The organism is Corynebacterium bouchesdurhonense (assembly GCF_900078305.2).
Taxonomy (GTDB): Bacteria; Actinomycetota; Actinomycetes; order Mycobacteriales; family Mycobacteriaceae; genus Corynebacterium; species Corynebacterium bouchesdurhonense.
The window spans coordinates 335,036-353,352 of sequence record NZ_LT546028.1 but is presented as its reverse complement, the minus strand read 5'-3'; the positions used below and the strand labels follow the sequence as shown (position 1 = coordinate 353,352).

11 protein-coding genes, 1 tRNA gene and 1 riboswitch are annotated in these 18,317 nt (G+C 66.8%); of the genes, 5 read left to right on the top strand and 7 right to left on the bottom strand.

The window, feature by feature from the left end; genetic code table 11:
• Positions 1-191 precede the first annotated feature (191 nt).
• The gene (locus BN4252_RS06400; protein WP_230208588.1) at positions 192-1,004 is read right to left on the bottom strand and encodes an esterase/lipase family protein; all 813 of its coding nucleotides are present in this window, start codon (positions 1,002-1,004) and stop codon (positions 192-194) included.
• 62 nt (positions 1,005-1,066) lie between these two features.
• Positions 1,067-1,187: riboswitch (SAM riboswitch) on the top strand.
• 17 nt (positions 1,188-1,204) lie between these two features.
• On the opposite strand from BN4252_RS06400, the gene BN4252_RS06395 reads away from it, so the two are divergent.
• The gene (locus BN4252_RS06395; protein WP_066527799.1) at positions 1,205-1,711 is read left to right on the top strand and encodes a hypothetical protein; all 507 of its coding nucleotides are present in this window, start codon (positions 1,205-1,207) and stop codon (positions 1,709-1,711) included.
• Positions 1,712-1,729: 18 nt separating this feature from the next.
• Here BN4252_RS06395 and BN4252_RS06390 read toward each other — a convergent pair.
• A tRNA-Gly gene (locus BN4252_RS06390) sits at positions 1,730-1,803 on the bottom strand.
• A 66-nt stretch (positions 1,804-1,869) separates the two neighbouring features.
• On the opposite strand from BN4252_RS06390, the gene dcd reads away from it, so the two are divergent.
• From dcd to BN4252_RS06370, 4 genes are all read left to right on the top strand, one after another.
• The gene (gene dcd, locus BN4252_RS06385) at positions 1,870-2,433 is read left to right on the top strand and encodes a dCTP deaminase (protein ID WP_066527796.1); all 564 of its coding nucleotides are present in this window, start codon (positions 1,870-1,872) and stop codon (positions 2,431-2,433) included.
• Between the two features lie 30 nt (positions 2,434-2,463).
• Positions 2,464-2,838, top strand: coding sequence for a hypothetical protein (locus BN4252_RS11310; RefSeq protein WP_066527792.1), 375 nt, complete (start codon positions 2,464-2,466; stop codon positions 2,836-2,838).
• A 374-nt stretch (positions 2,839-3,212) separates the two neighbouring features.
• A complete protein-coding gene (locus BN4252_RS06375) occupies positions 3,213-4,556 on the top strand; it encodes a UDP-glucose dehydrogenase family protein (RefSeq protein WP_066527789.1) in 1,344 nt (447 codons plus the stop codon).
• Positions 4,557-4,795: 239 nt separating this feature from the next.
• On the top strand, positions 4,796-11,416 hold the full coding sequence (locus BN4252_RS06370; RefSeq protein WP_066527787.1) for an Ig-like domain-containing protein: 6,621 nt from the start codon (positions 4,796-4,798) through the stop codon (positions 11,414-11,416).
• Positions 11,417-11,449: 33 nt separating this feature from the next.
• On the opposite strand, the gene BN4252_RS06365 is transcribed toward BN4252_RS06370, so the two are convergent.
• The 5 genes from BN4252_RS06365 to BN4252_RS06345 all read right to left on the bottom strand — a co-directional run bounded on the left by BN4252_RS06365 (position 11,450) and on the right by BN4252_RS06345 (position 18,271).
• Positions 11,450-12,625: a Fic family protein gene (locus BN4252_RS06365; RefSeq protein WP_066527776.1), complete on the bottom strand. Its 1,176-nt coding sequence runs from the start codon at positions 12,623-12,625 to the stop codon at positions 11,450-11,452.
• A 63-nt stretch (positions 12,626-12,688) separates the two neighbouring features.
• Positions 12,689-13,918: a pyridoxal phosphate-dependent aminotransferase gene (locus tag BN4252_RS06360; RefSeq protein ID WP_066527774.1), complete on the bottom strand. Its 1,230-nt coding sequence runs from the start codon at positions 13,916-13,918 to the stop codon at positions 12,689-12,691.
• Between the two features lie 9 nt (positions 13,919-13,927).
• Positions 13,928-14,581, bottom strand: coding sequence for a DUF1707 SHOCT-like domain-containing protein (locus BN4252_RS06355; protein ID WP_066527771.1), 654 nt, complete (start codon positions 14,579-14,581; stop codon positions 13,928-13,930).
• 10 nt (positions 14,582-14,591) lie between these two features.
• Positions 14,592-16,541 (bottom strand): ABC transporter ATP-binding protein, encoded by a 1,950-nt coding sequence (locus BN4252_RS06350; protein WP_187370939.1) that lies wholly within the window; start codon positions 16,539-16,541, stop codon positions 14,592-14,594.
• 8 nt (positions 16,542-16,549) lie between these two features.
• Positions 16,550-18,271, bottom strand: a complete 1,722-nt coding sequence (locus BN4252_RS06345) for an ABC transporter ATP-binding protein (RefSeq protein ID WP_066527762.1) — start codon at positions 18,269-18,271, stop codon at positions 16,550-16,552.
• Between the last annotated feature and the right edge of the window lie 46 nt (positions 18,272-18,317).

Here is an 18,317-nt window from a genome sequence, read left to right as displayed (position 1 = left end):
CATATTCGCCCAAACAGGCATATTCGCGGGAGGGGTCGCGGAGACCAAATAGGCATATCCGCAGGTCATTTTTCGCGGGGCGCCAATATGCCCCCCGCCTCCGGCACAAAGGCGGGCGGCGGTGGGCGGGGGGGCGGTGGCCAGCATCGACGTGGCCGGGGGGGCGGCCGGCGCGGCCCCCCGGCGCGCCCTCAGGCCCCGGGCCCCCCGGCGGGCGTCTCGCCCGGCCCGCGTTCCAGGCCCCAGGCCGTCAGCTCAGCCAGCAGCGGGTCGCGGGGCATGAGGGCGTGCCGGGGCGCGTAGCCGTCGTACCACTCGGCCACGTTGATATTGGCCACGTCCGCGCCGTCCACCGCCGTCAGCTTTGATGCGGAATTAGGGGTGACCACCCGGTCCGCCGGGGAGTACAGCGAGGTGTACACCACCTGCGGATCCGTATCCGGCACGGCGGCGTGCGCCAGGGACCACGGCGAGCCCACCAGTTGCTGCACCCCGCCCGGCGCCACGAACGACGCGAACTTGGGGTGGTGGGTGATCACCGGCTCGAGCCAGGGCAGCCACCCGCCGAGGTCCGTGCCGTGGAAGTTCGCGCCCATCGCCACCACGCGGCGCACCCGCTCGGCCCCGCCGCCGGCGATGTAGAGCTTGGTCATCAGCCCGCCCTGCGAATGCGCCACGATGTCCACCTGCCGCGCGCCCGTTGCCGCCCGCACGCGGTCCACGTTCTCCGCTACGTCGCCTGCCAGCAGGTCCAGGTCGCCCACGCCGCGGAAGCCGGGCGCGATCATGTCGCCGTATTCGTAGCCCCACACCCAGTACCCGCGGCCGCGCAGCAGCTCCGCGTTTTGCCGGAAGCTGCGCACGCGCGCAGAGATGCCGTGTATATACAGCACCGGCGTGGGGTGCGCGGGTTCGAATTCGGGGTCATTGAAGGGGAGCGGTGGCCGGGTGGCGCGCGCCAGCCGCGCGCCTTCGGCCCACATCGCGGCTAGGAGAAGCTGCATAGGGAGCATTGTGCTTGACGACGGTTGCCATAGACCAAGCTGTCTAGTAGTGTCGTGGTCGCGATCAGGAAGATTCGACGCGAAGCCCCCCGGCTCGTCGACTAGCAACCGCGCCACTCGCGCACGGTGCTCCCGGGGGAAGATCGGCCGGACGCGCAATCCCGCGCCCCGGAAGAGCGAGAGATTTACGGAGTCAATCCATGTCCACCTGGATCCCAGCCACTATTAACTGCATTAGCGGCAGCGTGCTTGTCTTCACCGCCGAGGGCATGCCCGTCATGCGCGTCTTCGACTCCAACGCGGACGCCGTCAAGGCCGCGGCCACAGCTGGCGTGCGCTTCGAGTTCTGCGCCGAAACCAACCAGATCCGCACGCCCGGGGGAGAGACGCTGGTGTTGCCGCAGCTCGCCGCACCGCAGCAGTTCGTGCACCCCGCCCGCTGCCAGCTCATCCTCGGTGGCCACCGCCCGCACTACATCCCCGCCCTGCGCGCCATCCACGAAGGTGAGTGGGAGCCGGTCGAAGCCCTCACCGCGGAGGGGCAGAAACTCACCCTCGCCACAGGCGACGGGCTGATGGAGGTCTACCACCACGACCCGGACGCGGCCCTGGCGGCGACGGCCGTGAGCCGCACGTGGAGCATGCTGCGCGCGGGCCAGCAGCTCTTCATGTACTCGCAGACGCCGATCGGCCCCTGCATCGCGTAAGACGCAGGGGCCGGGATCTGGAGCCGGCGACGAGAATCGAACTCGCACTCTCAGCTTGGGAAGCTGATGTTCTACCACTAAACTACGCCGGCGGGCTTTAGGGATCGTACCACTGGGCGTCGATAAGCAAAAAATGCTCCTTCACTACACTCGGGGGCGTGCTGCTTTCAGACCACGACATCCGCGACGCTATCGAAACCGGCCGGCTGGGCATCGACCCGTTCGACCCGGCGCTGATCCAGCCGTCCTCCGTGGACGTGCGGATGGACAAGTTCTTCCGGGTGTTCAACAACTCGAAGTACACCCACATCGACCCCAAGCGTGAGATGCCCGACCTGACCACGCTGGTCGAGGTGGCGGACGGCGAGCCCTTCGTGCTGCACCCCGGCGAGTTCGTGCTGGCCTCCACGCTGGAGACGTTCAGCCTGCCCGCGGACCTGGCCGGGCGCCTCGAGGGCAAGTCCTCGCTCGGGCGCCTCGGGCTGCTCACGCACTCCACGGCGGGGTTCATCGACCCCGGTTTTAGCGGCCACATCACGCTTGAGCTGTCCAACGTGGCCAACTTGCCAATTACCTTGTGGCCGGGCATGAAGGTGGGGCAGCTCGCGCTGTTCGCCATGACCTCGCCGGCGCAGACCCCGTACGGCAGCTCCGCGCTTGGGTCGAAATACCAGGGGCAGCGTGGGCCGACGCCGTCGAAGGCGTACCTGAACTTCCGCTAACTTCGGTAGCCTTTTCGGTAGCCTTGAGGCATGACCGACAACGCGAAGACCCACTCCCACGACACCAACCACGAGGGCCTCTACACCTCCTCCGCCAACCTGATTTCTGATTCCTCGCAGGGCCACGGTGGCTGCGGCTGCGGCGGGAACCACAACCACAACCACGGCGACGGCCACGGCCACGGTGAGGGCTGTGGCTGCGGCTGCGGCGACCAGGACAGCAAGAAGGACTACACCGACCCGGATGTTGTCCGCGAGGACGGCACCAACCCGGCCGTGACCACCGTTGAGGAGGCTCCCAGCTACAACCAGGACGCCGCTTGGAACGACGGCGTGCTTCCTCAGGACGGCGGGGATGCGGAGGCCAGCGGCGCCGCCGACACCGGCAAGGAGCAGATCAACTAGCTTTGTGCGCTGCCCCCTGGGCAAGCCTTGCCCGCCGCCCCCCGCGCCCCCCGCGAACTTGTGAACCTGTGAACGGTGACGGGGGTGCGCATGCAAATTCCAGAACCCGGCAGCATGTTGCAATCCGGAAGATAATTTCCGGATTGCACCATGCTGCCGGTTTCATCTTTGCGCAACACACCCCCCTTCTATGCACGCGCGGTATTCCCGCGCGCCAGCAGTCACACGCGCGGTGCCGATCACACGCGCGGTGCCGATCACACGCGCGCTGCCGATCACACGCGCGCCGCCGATCACACGCGCGCCGCCGCCGCACAGCCGCCCCGCGCCAACCGCCGCGCAGTTCCCCCACGCAACCGGCATAATGGGCAACCATGCGTATGACGGTGATTGGCACGGGATACCTCGGCGCGACCCACGCGGCCTGCATGGCAGAGCTGGGCCACGAGGTGCTCGGCGTGGACGTGGACGAGAGCAAGATCAGCCAGCTCAAGGCGGGCAACGTGCCCTTCTACGAGCCCGGCCTGCCCGAGGTGCTGGAGCGCAACATCGCCGCCGGGCGCCTCGACTTCACCACGGATTACGCAGAGGCCGCGGGCTTTGCCAACCTCCACTTCATCGGCGTGGGCACCCCGCAGCAGCGCGGCTCGTACGCGGCGGACACGCGCTACGTGGAGGCCGTGATTGAGGACTTGGTGCCCAAGCTGGAGGGGGACCACGTGATCTTTGGCAAGTCCACCGTCCCCGTCGGCACCGCGGCCGCGCTCCAGGCTAAGGCGGACGCGCTGGTGGCCGAGCACGGTAACAAAGCCACCGTGGAGATCGCCTGGAACCCGGAGTTCCTGCGCGAGGGCTACGCGGTGAAGGACACGATCGAGCCGGACCGCATCGTCCTGGGCACCCGCGGCAACGGCCCTGACCCGCAGCCGAGCCGCGCGGAGGAGATCGCGCGCGAGGTCTACGCCACCCCGCTGGCCAAGGACACCCCGTTCATCGTCACCGACCTGCAGACCGCGGAGCTGGTCAAGGTCTCCGCAAACGCGTTTTTGGCCACCAAGATCTCCTTCATCAACGCCGTGAGCGAGGTCTGCGAGATCGTCGGCGCGGATGTCACGCAGCTCGCGGACGCCATCGGCTACGACGATCGCATCGGCCGCAAGTTCCTCGGCGCAGGCCTGGGCTTCGGAGGCGGCTGCCTGCCCAAGGACATCCGGGCGTTCATGGCGCGCGCCGGTGAGCTGGGCGCCGACCAGGCGCTGACGTTCCTGCGCGAGGTGGATGCGATCAACATGCGCCGCCGCCAGCGTGTAATTGACCTCTCGCGGGACATGCTGGGGTCGCTGATCGGCAAGCGCATCACGGTCCTCGGTGCCGCGTTCAAGCCGAACTCCGATGACGTGCGCGATTCGCCCGCCCTCGCCGTGGCGGGTCAACTCAACCTCGCCGGCGCCGCGGTGCGCGTGTACGACCCGCAGGGCATGGACAACGCGCGCAAGGTCTTCCCCACGCTCGATTACGCCGAGTCGCTCGAGGACGCCCTGCGCGGCGCGGAGCTCACCATCCTGGCCACCGAGTGGCAGGAGTTTAAGGAGTTGGATCCGGTTCGCGCTGCGGAGCTCGTCGAAAAGCAATTGCTCATCGACGCCCGCAATGTGCTGCCCGTCGACCAGTGGCAGGAAGCCGGCTGGGAGCTGCGCGCGCTGGGGCGCAGCCTGTAGAAATTACAATCTGCCTAGTATGGGCCTTTCAATCTGACGAGTTGGAGGCATAGGCGCAGGTCACGCGCGCGTCTGACCGGTCGGTCGCTCATGGCGCCGAAAGTAATTCGCCACGCTGGGCACACGCTATAACTGTTGTGGAACTGACAGCTTTATGGGAGTAACAGTAAGGTTGGGGGCGGACATAATTCGTGCAGTCTACATATCCGTGTAGGTTGCCCGCCGAACCTGGAGCTTTCATGAACACTCGCCGCCGCACCACGAACCGCGCACTTGGCGCCGCAACCGCCGCCATCCTCGGCCTGACCACCGTCCAGGTGGTCGCCCCCGATTCCACCTTCCTGCCCGCCGCGAACGCCGCGACGCGGACCATCCCCGGCACCACGGTTACGTACGACGATCAAAACCCAGCGTCAGTGCCGTGGTCGACCACGGTGAAGCAGAACCCCTCGATCCGCTACGGCAACCTGTACCTGAGCTTGGACGCGGTGGAACGAGACGGCATTGCCAAGACCGGCACCTACGACCAGTGGGGAAGCCCTGTTCCGCTGACCATCTGGGACACGGCGAACCAGACGAAGTACCGCAAGGGTTTTACAAGCGCAGGCCGCCCAGATCCGTTCAGCAACTCCAACAATATTACGACCCAGCTTGGCGAATGGACCTACGTGTCCCAGAGCTCGTCGTTCACCGTGACCTGGAACCCCGCGCCCGGCTACATCGGCTACGCCCCGCCGCTGCCGATCCAGATTGATCCCACGCGTGCCGACGGCCAGCCCGCGCCGCAGTACGACTACGCCACGACCGGTCTGCCGGGCAAGACCACGACCCCCCTCACATCTACGGGTGCGCTTGGCACGACGCAGACCGCGCAGGCCAAGCCAGGGTTCCAAGGTGTCACCGACGGCATTGTCTGGGATTACCTGCCCACCTACGCGTTCCAGGTTGATCGGAAAGACCCGATCGCGGCGCTCGCTACCGGGACCCTCAATTACGCCACCGACGCGGACGGCAACTACGTCGGCTATGTCACCAATGAGCTGAACACCAGCGAGGGCCGGTACACGATCAACCCGGACTCCGGCGAGGTCACGTTCACCCCGAACAACGACTTCTTCAAGACTGGCGACCTGACCACCAAACAGGCCACGCCGATCCGCGTGATCGTGTCCAACATGACCACGAACACGGACGAGGGCAACGGCCGCGTCATGGCGTACGGCGTCACCCGCCCCGCGCACACGATCAAGGTGAACAACCAGTCCTACTCCGAGGTCAACACCACTTACACCCCGACGGTGACCAAGCCGTCGGTGCAGCTCGAGGACGTCGCAGGGCAGAACCAGGTCGGCCGCGCCGTGACGTTGCGCCCGAACTACGCGCAGGCTGACGGCGCACCGGCGATCAACACGGACACCGTTGAGCTGCTGAACCCGGACGGCACGACCGCCGGCAAGACCCTCACCGTGGAAAACGAGGGCACCTGGCAGGTCAACAGCAACGGCACCGTCACCTTCACCCCGCAGGTCGGCTTTATCGGCGACCCGACCCCGGTGAAATACACCGCGAAGAACACCGTCGGCATCCAGGCGGACCCGGCCACGCTCACCGTCGACTACTTCGTGCCGGACGGTCGCCCGGCAACGACGTTCGGCACCCAGGGCGTGACGCAGAAGTCCACCGACAGGACCACCTCCGAGGGTGACCGCGGACTGACCGCCCAGCAGATGTTCCCGGGTTACCCCACCAACTGGTACAGCTCGTTCACCTACCAGCTTGTCGACCGGAACGGCAACGCAATCGCGCCGAACACCGCGCTCAAGTACGACAACGTTGGCACCTACACCATCGACGCCGCCTCCGGCGAGGTCACCTTCACCCCGGACCCGCTCTTCACCGGCCCGGCACCGGAGGTCGGCGTGCGCATCGCCAACCTCACCACCGCGAACGGCCAGCAGCGCGGCACGGACGGCTCCTACCTACCCGTGGTTACCGCCTCGAACGTGTACCTCCAGCCCGCGTTCGCCAACGGCAACGTCGGCGACACACTCAAGGCCACACCGGACTACGCGATCGCCGGCCTGCCGAAGATCGACACCCAGAGCATTTCGCTTATCGACGACTCCGGCAAACGCGTCGGCACCACCCTCACCGTAGAGGGCCAGGGCACCTGGACCGTCGATCTTGCAACCGGCGAGTTCTCCTTCACCCCGGTTGCGGGCTTCCTAGGCAATCCAGCGCCGGTGAAGTACACCGCGAGGAGTGTCGACGGTATCGCGGCCCGCGAGCCGTCCACCGTCACGGTCACCTACAACCCGCTGGTCACCCGTACCGCCACCACCATCGGCGGCCCGACCGATACCCAGCACTCCACCGATCTGAACTCCCCGGGCGACGCCGGCAAGACCACCGCGGAGCTCTTCCCGGGCCTGCCCGAGGCTTGGTTCAACGCGCCGGTGCAGTTCAAGCTTGTCGACGGCACCAACCTCGTCGACACCCTCACCGTCGATGGCGAGGGCACCTACACCATCGATCCCGCAACGGGCGTGGTCTCGTTTACCCCGGTCGACGGGTTCCTTGGCGGCCAGCCCTCGAAGCAGGCGGGCGGGGTGAAGATTCAGGCCGTCAACACCACTGCCAACGGCACGAAGGTGAACTCGACGCTCATTGCGCAGTACATCCCGACCGTCGAAGACCGCACGTACACGCTGCCGTCCGCCACCAACTCGGCGCCGATCGGCCAGCCGGGTAAGGCGACGCCCGATTACGGCACTACCATCGACCCGACGAGCGTGCAGCTTCTCGACGCTGCCGGCAACCCCGTCGGCAAGACGCTGGACATCCCGGGACAAGGCACCTGGACCGTCAACCCCACGACGGGCGAATTCACCTTCACACCGGTACCGGGATTCGTCGGCACGCCGGTGAGCGTGTTGTACACCGCCGCGGCCACCAACGGCGGCACGGTGACCGGCACCGGTGGTGTGACCATCACGTACCCGGCCGCGGTCACGGTGCCCGCCACCACCGTCGGCCCGCAGGGCACCGCCCAGAACAGCTTCGACAAGGGCGCGAACGACACCGGCCGCACCCCTGCCGAGATGTTCCCGAACCTGCCCGGAGATTGGTACGGCAAGGACAACAGCCCGGTGAAGTTCCAGCTTGTGGGCGCAACCGGCAACGTGCTCACCGTTGACGGCGTGGGCACCTACACCCTCAATCCGCTGGAGGGCACCGTGAAGTTCGAGCCGGAGAAGGGCTTCACAGGCCAGGCCCCGGCAGTGGAGATCCAGACCGTCGGCCTCAGGGACGCCAGCGGCCAGCCGGCCGAGATGACCAGCACCTACCAGCCGTTCGTGGTGCCGGTGCGTGTTGAGATCCCGTCCGACTACGCCAAGGCCACCCGCATCGGGCAGCCGATCACGGTCACCCCGAAGTACCTGGACACGACGGTGGACAAGAGCACGATCCGGATCATCGCGCCGCAAGGCAGCACGCTCTCCGATGACGGCAAGACGCTGGTTGTGCCAGGCGAGGGCACCTGGACCGTCGATAAGCAAGGTAACTTCACCTTCACTCCGCAGGGACCTGACGGTGAGGGCGGCGCGTTTGTGGGCAGCCCGACCCCCATCGACTACACCGCCACCAACGTCGACGGTATCCCTGCACAGGTGCCCGGCCAGATCTCGGCGTTCTACCCCACGCCGGATCCGACGTCGGCTGTCACGACCAATCTGCAGGGCGTGACGCAGCACTCCGACGACAAGAACCGCCAAAACCAGGGTCTCACTGCGAAGGAGATGTTCCCGAACATCGCCCAGGCCACCTGGTGGGACCAGGCAGTCTTCGGGTTGTTTGCCCCGGACGGCACCCCGGCGGAGAACAACACCCTCACCGTCGCGGGCGAGGGCACGTACACCATCAACCCGACAACCGGCCAGGTCACGTTTACCCCCGAGCCGGCGTTCGTCGGCACGGCGCAGTCAGTCGGCATCGGGATCGTGAACGCGCAGGGCACGCCGACGGCGAAGTACACCGCCGTCGTTGAGCCGGTGGATGTGCACCTTTACGACGCCTCCGTGCTCGGCAACATCGGCAGCCCCCTGAAGGTCACGCCGAGGTACCTGGACACGGTCGATAAGTCCACGGTGGAGTTCGTCGGTGCCGACGGGAAACCCGCAGGCAAGGAACTCAAGGTCGACGGGCAGGGAACCTGGACCGTCGATAACAACGGCACCTTCACGTTCACCCCGGTAGACGGTTTCTACGGCACTCCGACCCCGGTGAACTACACGGCGAAAAACGCCAATGGCGTACAGTCCACCGACACGGGCACGGTCTCCGGCGACTACCGCTCGCCGAGGACGTCTCCGTCGATAAGCACTGGCGATGTGAATCAGACCCAGACCTCGAAGACTGGCGCGGAGATGTTCCCGTCGTTCCCGGGCACCTGGACCATCACGTACTCGCTGCCTGGCGCGACGGACAACACGATCGAAACTGCCGACGGCACCTTCACCATCGACCCTGCGACGGGCGTTGTAACCTTCACCCCGGCGAAGGACTTCAGCGGAACCCCTGACCCGGTGACCGTGCGGGCCACCACCGCGACGGGCGCAACGGAGACCACCACGTACCAGGTGTCGGTGACCGGCAGGACAACCCAGAGCGTTCTCACCACCGCAACCCAAACGGAAACAGCCGCACCGGTAACGGTGACAACGGAGGTTCCGACGACCGTCGTGACCACGGTGCCAACCACGGTCACCTCGAAAGTTCCGACCACCGTTGAAGTGCCCACGACGGTTAATGGCACGCCGACGACCGTCACTCAGACGACGGTTGTACCGACGACCGTCGTATCCGAGGTGCCGACCACCCTCACCACGGCCGTGCCGACAACAGTGACCGAGACCGCGACCCCGGTAACCACCACAGTCGAGGTGCCTACCACCATCAACGGCACCCCAACCACTGTGACCCAAACGCAGGTGATCACGGCGGCGCCGGTGACGGTGACCACGGAGGTGCCGACGACGGTAGAAAAGACCACCACGGTCAACGGCACGCCGACGACCATCACCGAGACGCTGGCCGCGCCGACCACGATCTCGTCCACCACCATTGTGGTCGCCGACCTTGCGCTGTCCGACGCCGAGCGCGTCGTGCGCACGCCGGGCCCGGCTTCCGTCACACCGAAGTACTCGGATGCCGTGAAGCGCGACTCCGTCCGCATCGTGTCCAGCACCGGCCAGGAGGTCACCACCTTGGTGGTACCGGGCCAGGGCACGTGGACAGTACACAACGGCACGTTCACGTTCACGCCGGAAGACGGCTTCACCGGAAACCCAAACTCGGTGAGCTACACGGCGTACACCAGTGACGGTGTGAAAGCGCACGCACCAGCGACCATCACCGTCGGTTATGACTTGCCGGCCACCGAGACCAAGACAACCACGTCTACCGAAACCACCACCGAGCTCACCACGGTCACCCCTCCGACCGTCACCGAGCGCGTCACTGACGTGATCACGGCGACGAACCCGGTCGTCACCACAACGGTCACCGCCGAGCCGGTCACGGTCACCCCACCCACAGTGACGGTGACTCCGGACCCGATCGAAACCACGGTCACCCAGGTCAGGGAGCCGCAGCCGGTCACGGTCACCGCGGCGCCGATCACGATCGAGCGCGAGCCGGTCACCACCACCATCACCGTGCCGGGCAAGCCAGCGGTCACCACGACCCTGACGGTCACCCCCGAGCCGGTTACCGCGACCCCGGAACCCGTGGTCACGACCATCCCGGGCGGCACGGAAACCATCGCGGTCACGGTCACCCCGGCACCGGTCACGGTCACGCAGGACCCGACCACCGTGACGCCGGATCCGGTCACCATCACACAGGCAACAACGGCCACGACCACGGTCGACAACTCCCGCGTGGAGTTCACCGCCGGCAGCGCCCGCGTGGACACGCTGCAGGGCACCGAAATTAAGGTAGTCATCCAAGACGAGGCAGTGGACAACCGCACGTTGCAGTTCCGTCCGGTAGAGGGCAGTTTGCTTAGCGACGACCACCGCACCCTCACCATCCCAGATCAGGGCACCTGGACCATCGACGATGAAGGCTCCGTCCACTTCGCACCGAAGGACGGTTTCACCGGCGAGCTGACCAAGGTGGAGATCGACTATACCCACACCGACGGCACCCGCCCGAACAACCCGTACACGATCACCGGTTCCTACCGCCCAGCGACCACGGAAACGGACACGGAGACGACCACCACGACTGCAACGCCTACGGCGACCGATCCCAAGCAGTCCTCGGGCAACGACGTGGTGCAGCGCTGCTTCAGCAACGCGGTGCGTTCCCCGATCCTGTGGGCCATCCCGATCGCGCTGCTGGGCCAAGTCGGCGGCAAGATCGCCGAGCCGTACATCGGCCAGTTCCAATCGCAGCTGAACCAGATGAACGCGCAGTTGCAGGAGGAGATCCGCCGCAACACGCCGGACTTCGGCTTCGGCCGCCAGGGCTACCGGAACGAGGAGTACGAGCGCCTGGTGCAGCAGGTCAACGCCGCGAACCAGCAGCTGCAGTCGTTCGTGAACCGTCCGGAGATCCAGCAGCTGGGCAAGTTCGGCGGCATTGTGCTTGCCGTGATTGCCGCAAGCGCGGTGCTCTACGACTGGTGCTCTGCTGAGCCGGGCAAGGCGTTCACCGCCATCGATATCGAGGGCGGATCCTCGATCGACTCGAAGAAGAACGCTCCCCGGTACGTACGTGCCACCACGGGGAGGCCGTCTGCTGGTCTTACCACCGTGCAGGGCGCGCGGCCGGCTGAGCCGACTAGCCGGTAGTTGACCACCTACGGTGAGCGACGCGCACCCCGGCTAGCCCGGGGTGCGGCGGCCGGCTGCGGCGGCGAAGTCGTCGAGAAGCGAAAGCACGTCAGGGGAGCGCCAGGCCCGCTGGCGCTTGTCCACCTGGGAAGAAACGGCAATTCCGTCGGCTTCCAGGCGGTCCAACGCGTTGCGGGCAGTCTCCGCTGACACCGCGAACTCTTCCGTCACGGCTGCGGTGGTGAGCACAGGCCGCCGGATGAGCAGGTCGAGCACCTGCCACGCCAGGGCGTCCTTGCGCGCGGTGAGGATGCTGTCCCACTCCGCGCGGATGTCCAGCAGCCCGGCAGCTAACCAGGATCCGCGGTCCACGGCGTCGAGAGTGGCGTGGGCCGTCAACTTCACGATCGGTTCCACATTGCCGTCGCGGTAGGCATCCAGCGCAGCGAAGTAATCCTCCACCCGGGCAAGCAGTCCCGCAGAGATGGGCATGGCCACACTGGTGGTCACACCCCGCGCCCGCAGGATCGCGTGCATGAGTGCGCGACCGGTGCGTCCGTTGCCGTCGGCGAACGGGTGGATGGTTTCAAACTGGGCGTGCGCGATTGCAGCTTGTGCAAGCACCGGGAGGTCGCGCCGAGCCATGAATGCCTCGAGGTCAGCCACCAGCCCTGCGACATGGCGTTGGTGGGGAGGAACGAACAACGCGCCGCCGGGATGATGGTCGCTTCCGCCGATCCACACCGGCTGCTGCCTAAACGCGCCGGCGATGTCTGGGGCCGATTCCGCGAGCAGGACCCGGTGCATCTCGAGGATGCCTTCAACCGTCGCACCGCTGTGCTCGATTGCGGCCGCCATCTGGCGGGTGTTGGCCGCGATCAACGCGGCGTTGGCGCTGCCCCGGCCGGTCACTTCAGCTTCAAGGATTTTGCGCGCGGAGGAGGTGAGGTGCTCGATTCGGCTCGACGCCACCGATTCGCTGCGCAGTAACAGCGGAGTGAATGGCAGGATGCGGTGAGCCTCGGTAGCGTCGAAACGCGAAGCGGCGATAGCGGCCTGCTCTACCAGCGCAACGGTACTGCCCTGGAGCTCGAGCTTCGCATGCGCGATTGGGGGGACGAGCGCGCTCTCGTATGTGCGCGGCGTGTTCCGCGCGGAGCGGCGGGAGAGCTCTCGACCCCCGCTCACCCACGGCAGCGTCTCGTACTCAACCCGTGCCCACGCCATGACGCGCAAGCCTACCACCAAACTTCCGCGTGGAAGTTTGGCAATTTTTTGGAACCGCGAAACTTAGTGCTGGTGGTAGTCGCTCAAGAAGTTGCCCAGGCGCTCGATGGCGTTCTCCAGCTGGGACGCCCACGGCAAGGTCACCACGCGGAAATGGTCCGGGGTGGGGTAGTTGAAGCCGGTGCCCTGGACCATCAGGATCTTCTCGGCCTTGAGCAGGTCGAGCATGAACTTCTCGTCGTCGTGGATGTTGTACATCTCGGCGTCGACCTTGGGGAAGCAGTAGAGCGCACCCTTCGGCTCCACCACGGACACGCCGGGGATCTCGCGCAACTTCTTCACCGCCACGTCGCGCTGCTTGTGCAGGCGCCCGCCCTCGGCGGTGAGTTCGTAGATGGACTGGCGGCCGCCGAGCGCCACCTGGATGGCGTGCTGGCCGGGCACGTTCGCGCACAGGCGGGTGCCGGCGAGCAGGTCGAGGCCCTCGATGAAGCCGTGGGCGCGGCGGCGCGGGCCGGTGATGATCATCCAGCCGGCGCGGTACCCGCACACCCGGTACGCCTTGGACAGGCCGTTGAACGTCACGCACAACAGGTCGGGGGCGACTTCGGCCATGGAGGTGTGCTGGGCGTCGTCGTAAAGCACGCGATCGTAAATCTCGTCGGCGAGCACCATCAGCTCGTGCTCGCGCGCGATGTCGGCGATGCCCTCCAGCACCTCGCGCGAGTACACCGCGCCGGTGGGGTTGTTCGGGTTGATTACCACGATCGCCTTGGTGCGCGGCGTGATCTTCTCGCGGATGTCCTCCAGCGAGGGGTTCCAGTCATCCTCCTCGTCGCACAGGTAGTGCACCACCTTGCCGCCGGCCAGCGTGGAGGCGGCCGTCCACAGCGGGTAGTCGGGGGCGGGGATGAGGATCTCGTCGCCGTCGTTGAGCAGTGCCTGGGTGACCATGCTGATCAGCTCGCTCACGCCGTTGCCCAGGTACACGTCGTCCACGTCGAAGGCGGGGAACCCGTCGATCACCTCGTAGCGCGTCACCACTGCGCGCCGGGCAGAGATGATGCCCTTGGAGGTGGTGTAGCCCTGCGAGGTGGGCAGGTTGGCAATCATGTCGCGCATGATCACGTCCGGCGCCTCAAAGCCGAAGATGGCCGGGTTGCCGGTGTTCAGCTTCAAAATGGTGTGGCCGTCGCGCTCCATCTGCTCCGCGGTGGCGGACACCGGGCCGCGGATGTCGTAGAAGACGTTCTTGAGTTTCTCGGCCTGATCGAAGTGGCGGTGCTTTTGCATGGGGCAATCCTAGCCCCGCGGCTTGAAGCGGTTCACCGTGTTCTGGGCCAGCCCGATCGCGTCGCCGGTCAGCTGGTTGAGCTGGTCCTGCCGCTCCAGCTTGCGCTGCGTCTCCAGCTCGAGTTGCTGTGCGCGCATCGCTTGTCGACGATACCGTTCCAACTGCCTCACCGTCGGCGTGTACCAGTCGTCCGGGCCCACCTTCATCACGTAGAGCAGCACGAACAGGGTGGGGATGAGCAGGAAGGTGAGCCCGGCGAGGACCTCGAGCTGGGCGCTGCCGAACACGATCACCCCGGCCAGCGAGCCGATGGAACCCAAAAGGAACGCGCCGAAGCGCTTCTTCTGCCCCTGGCGCCTGGTCTCCACCACCTCGCGGGCGGTGTACACCGCCATCTCGCTGGGGGCCTGCGGCGCGGGCACCCCGGCCGGCGCCCCCGCCTCGTGCTCGCCCGCCCGGTGCTCGCCCGGGCGCTGCGGGATGTCCGCGAACAGCGGCTCCAGCTCGGATCGCAGCTGGGCGGCGGCCACGTCGCGGCAGCGTTCGTCGTACTCGGCCAGCGTGAGCCGGCCCTCGCCGAGGGCATGACCGAGCGCGCTCATGGCGTCGGCGCGCTCGGCGTCGGACAGGCGGATGTGGTCGGGCTGGAAGGCGGAGCTCATGGGACCCACCTTAGTCGCCGCTTGCGTCATCGCCGCTGAACTGGGACTGGTGCAGCCGGTAGTAGGCGCCCTTCGCCGCCAGCAGCTCCTCGTGCGTGCCTTGCTCGGCAATCCGCCCGTGATCCATGACCAGGATCACGTCGGCGTCCCGGATCGTCGACAAGCGGTGCGCAATCACAAAGGAGGTGCGGCTGGACCGCAGGGCGTTCATCGCTTGCTGCACCAAGACCTCGGTGCGGGTGTCCACCGAGGAGGTGGCCTCGTCCAGGATCAGCAGTGCGGGCTGGGAGAGGAAGGCGCGGGCGATGGTGATCAGCTGGCGCTCGCCGGCGGAAATGGAGCCGCTGTCCTGGTCCACCTGGGTGTGGTAGCCGTCCGGCAGCGAGCGCACGAAGCGGTCCACGTACGTGGCCTTCGCGGCGGCGATGACCTCCTCGTCCGTGGCGTCGAGCTTGCCGTAGCGGATGTTGTCCATGATCGTGCCCTTGAACAGCACGGCGTCCTGGAGCACCATGCCGATCTGGGAGCGCAGCTCGGCGCGACTCATGTCGCGGATGTCGGTGCCGTCGAGGGTGATGGCGCCCGCGTCCACGTCGTAGAAGCGCATGATCAGGTTCACCAGCGTGGTCTTGCCGGCGCCCGTGGGGCCCACGATCGCCGCTGTCTGGCCGGGCTCCACGCGCAGGTTCAGGTCCCGGATCAGGGGCTCGTCGGTGTAGGAGAAGGCCACGTCGCGGAACTCCACGAGGCCCTCCGCGCGCTTGCTTGCCGACGCCCCCGGGGCACCCTCCTCACCCTCCTCCTCGGCGTCCAGCAACTCGAAGACGCGCTCGGCGGAGGCAACGCCGGACTGGAGCATCTGCATCATGCCCGCGATCTCGCCGAGCGGCTGGTTGAACTGTCGGGAGTACTGGATAAACGCGGTGGCGTCGCCCAAGGTCAGCTTGCCGGAGGCCACCTTCACCCCGCCGAGGACCGCGATGGCCACGTACGAGAGGTAGGAGATGAACTGCATGGTCGGGTGCATCGAGTTGGCCAGGAACTGCGCCTTCTGCGCGGCCCCGGCGAGCTCCTCGTTGCGGGCGTCGAACTCGGTGCGGAGCTGGTCGGTGCGGCCGAAGATCACCGCCACGTCGTGGCCGGAGAAGGCCTCCTCCACGTGCCCGTTTACCTCGCCCGTGGCCTTCCACTGGGTGGTGAACTGCGCCTGCGAGCGCGTGCCCACCACGCCCATCACCGCGCCGGTGAGCGGGATGGCCAGAAGCGCCACCAGCGCCAGCTGCCACGAGATGGCGAACATCATCACGATGATGCCCACCAGCGTGAGTACCGCGTTGAACAGGGAGGCCAGGGACTGCTGCAGCGCCTGCTGCACGTTGTCCACGTCGTTGGTGGTGCGGCTCATCACGTCGCCGCGCTGGCGGGTGTCGAAGTAGCGCAGGGGCAGGCGGTTGATCTTTGCCTCCACCCGCTCGCGCAGGTCGAACACCGTGCGCATGACCAGCCGGTTCAAAATCGCGCCCTGCGCCCACATCAGCAGGCTGGAGAGCAGGTAGAGCGCCAGCACGGTGACAATCAGCTCGCGCAGGTGGTCGAAGTCGATGCCGGAGCCGGGGTGGAGGTCCATCGCGGCGGCCATATCGGCGAAGCGATCCTGCCCCGCGGCGCGCAGGCCGTCCACGGCCTGCTCCCGCGTGGTGCCCGGCGGCATCTGCTTGGACACCACGCCGGAGAAGATCACGTCCATGGCGCGCCCCATCACGCGCGGGGCGTAGACCGCCAGCACCACCGAGGCCGCGTTCATCACCAGCACGGCCGCAAGCGCCGCCTTGTGCGGGGCCAGCAGCCCCAAAAGCCGCTTGGCGGAAGGCCAGAACCGCTTCGCCTTGCGCGGCGCGTTGTTGGAGAACTGGTCGCCGGCCATCTTCTCCTCGTACTCGGCCAGCTGCTCGTCCGTCATCTGCTCGCTCACGCGCGCACCTCCGCCTGGCTGTCGACGATCTCCCGGTAGGTCTCGCTGGATGCGAGCAGCTCCTCGTGCGTGCCGCGCGCCACGATGCGCCCGGCCTCCATCACCAGGATCTGGTCCGCGTGCTGGATGGAGGACACCTTCTGCGCCACCACAATCACAGTTTTGTCCCGCACGGTCTCGCGCATCGCGGCGTTGAGCTTCGCCTCGGTCAGGGCGTCGAGCGCGCTAAACGAGTCGTCGAAGACGTACACCTTCGCATCCGACACCAGCATCCGCGCGATGCACAGCCGCTGGCGCTGCCCGCCGGACACGTTGGTGCCGCCCTGCGAGATGGGCATCTCCAGGTTGTCCACGAAGTCGGCCTGGGCGATGCGCAGGGCGTCCCACAGCTCCTTGTCGGTGGCGTCCGCCTTGCCCATGCGCAGGTTGCTCGCCACGGTGCCGGAGTACAGCCACGGCTTCTGCGGCACCATGGCCACCGCGCCGACTAGGTCCTCCCGGGGGATGGCGGTGACGGGGGTGGCGTCGATAAGCACCTGCCCCGAGCTAGGTGAGTACAACCCCGGCAGCAACCCCACCAACGTGGTCTTGCCGGCGCCGGTCGCGCCGATGATCGCCGTGGTGGTGCCGGGATGCGCCTCGAACGAGACGCGCTCCAGCACCGGCTGCTCCGCGCCCGGGTACGTGTAGGAGACGTCGGCGAACCGGACGGAGCCTTTGCTTATTGGCGCCCCGCCCGCCCCCGCACTGCCCCCCGCAACGCGCCCGGCCTCGTGCGTCAGCACCTCCTCCACGCGGTCCGCGCAGACGATGGCGCGCGGCAGCATCATCAGCATGAACACGCCCATCATCACCGCCATGAGGATCTGCATCAGGTACTGCATGAACGCGGTGAGCGAGCCCACCTCCACCAGGCCCTGATCCACGCGGTGGCCGCCGAACCACAGCACGGCGGCGGTGGCCAGGTTCAGAATCAGCATGATCACCGGGAACATGGTGACGAAGACGCGGCCGATGTTCAGGCTCAGTCGCGTGATCTGCTGGTTCGCCTCCGCGAAGCGCGCCGCCTCGTAGTCCTCACGGCCGAATGCGCGCACCACCCGAATGCCCGCGATCTGCTCGCGCAGCAAGCCGTTGATGTTGTCCAGCTTGGCCTGCATCCGCTTGAACAGCGGCATCAGCACGGCGGCGATGATGCCCACCACCACGGTCAGGACGATCACAGCCGTGACCACCAGCCAGGACATCCCCGCGTCCTGGCGCAGCGCCATGATGATGCCGCCGACGGCCATGATCGGCGCCGCCACCATGAAGTTGAGGAACAACAGGAACGTCATCTGCACCTGCTGCACGTCGTTGGTGGCGCGGGTGATCAGGGTGGCGGTGCCGAAGTGGGCCATGTCCTCGCTGTCGAAGCTGGAAACCCGTTCGTAGACCGCCGTGCGGATGTCGCGGCCCGTGCGCATCGCGGCGCGAGACGCGAACCACATTGCGGCGACCGCCGCCGCGACCTGCAGCAGCGCCACAAGGAGCATCGTCCGGCCGACGCTCCAGATGTAGTCCACGTCCGCCTGCGCGACGCCGTTGTTGATGATGTCCGCGTTGAGGTCCGGCAGGTACAGCGTGGCCAGGGTAGTGACCAGCTGTAACACGATCACAGCGGTGATTTCGCCCGCGTAGCTTCTGCCAAATCGGGCGGTGAGGCGGATCAGATTCACGGTTCGCCTTTCTTTGTTCAGGGATACCGGGGGAATCCTAGTGTGA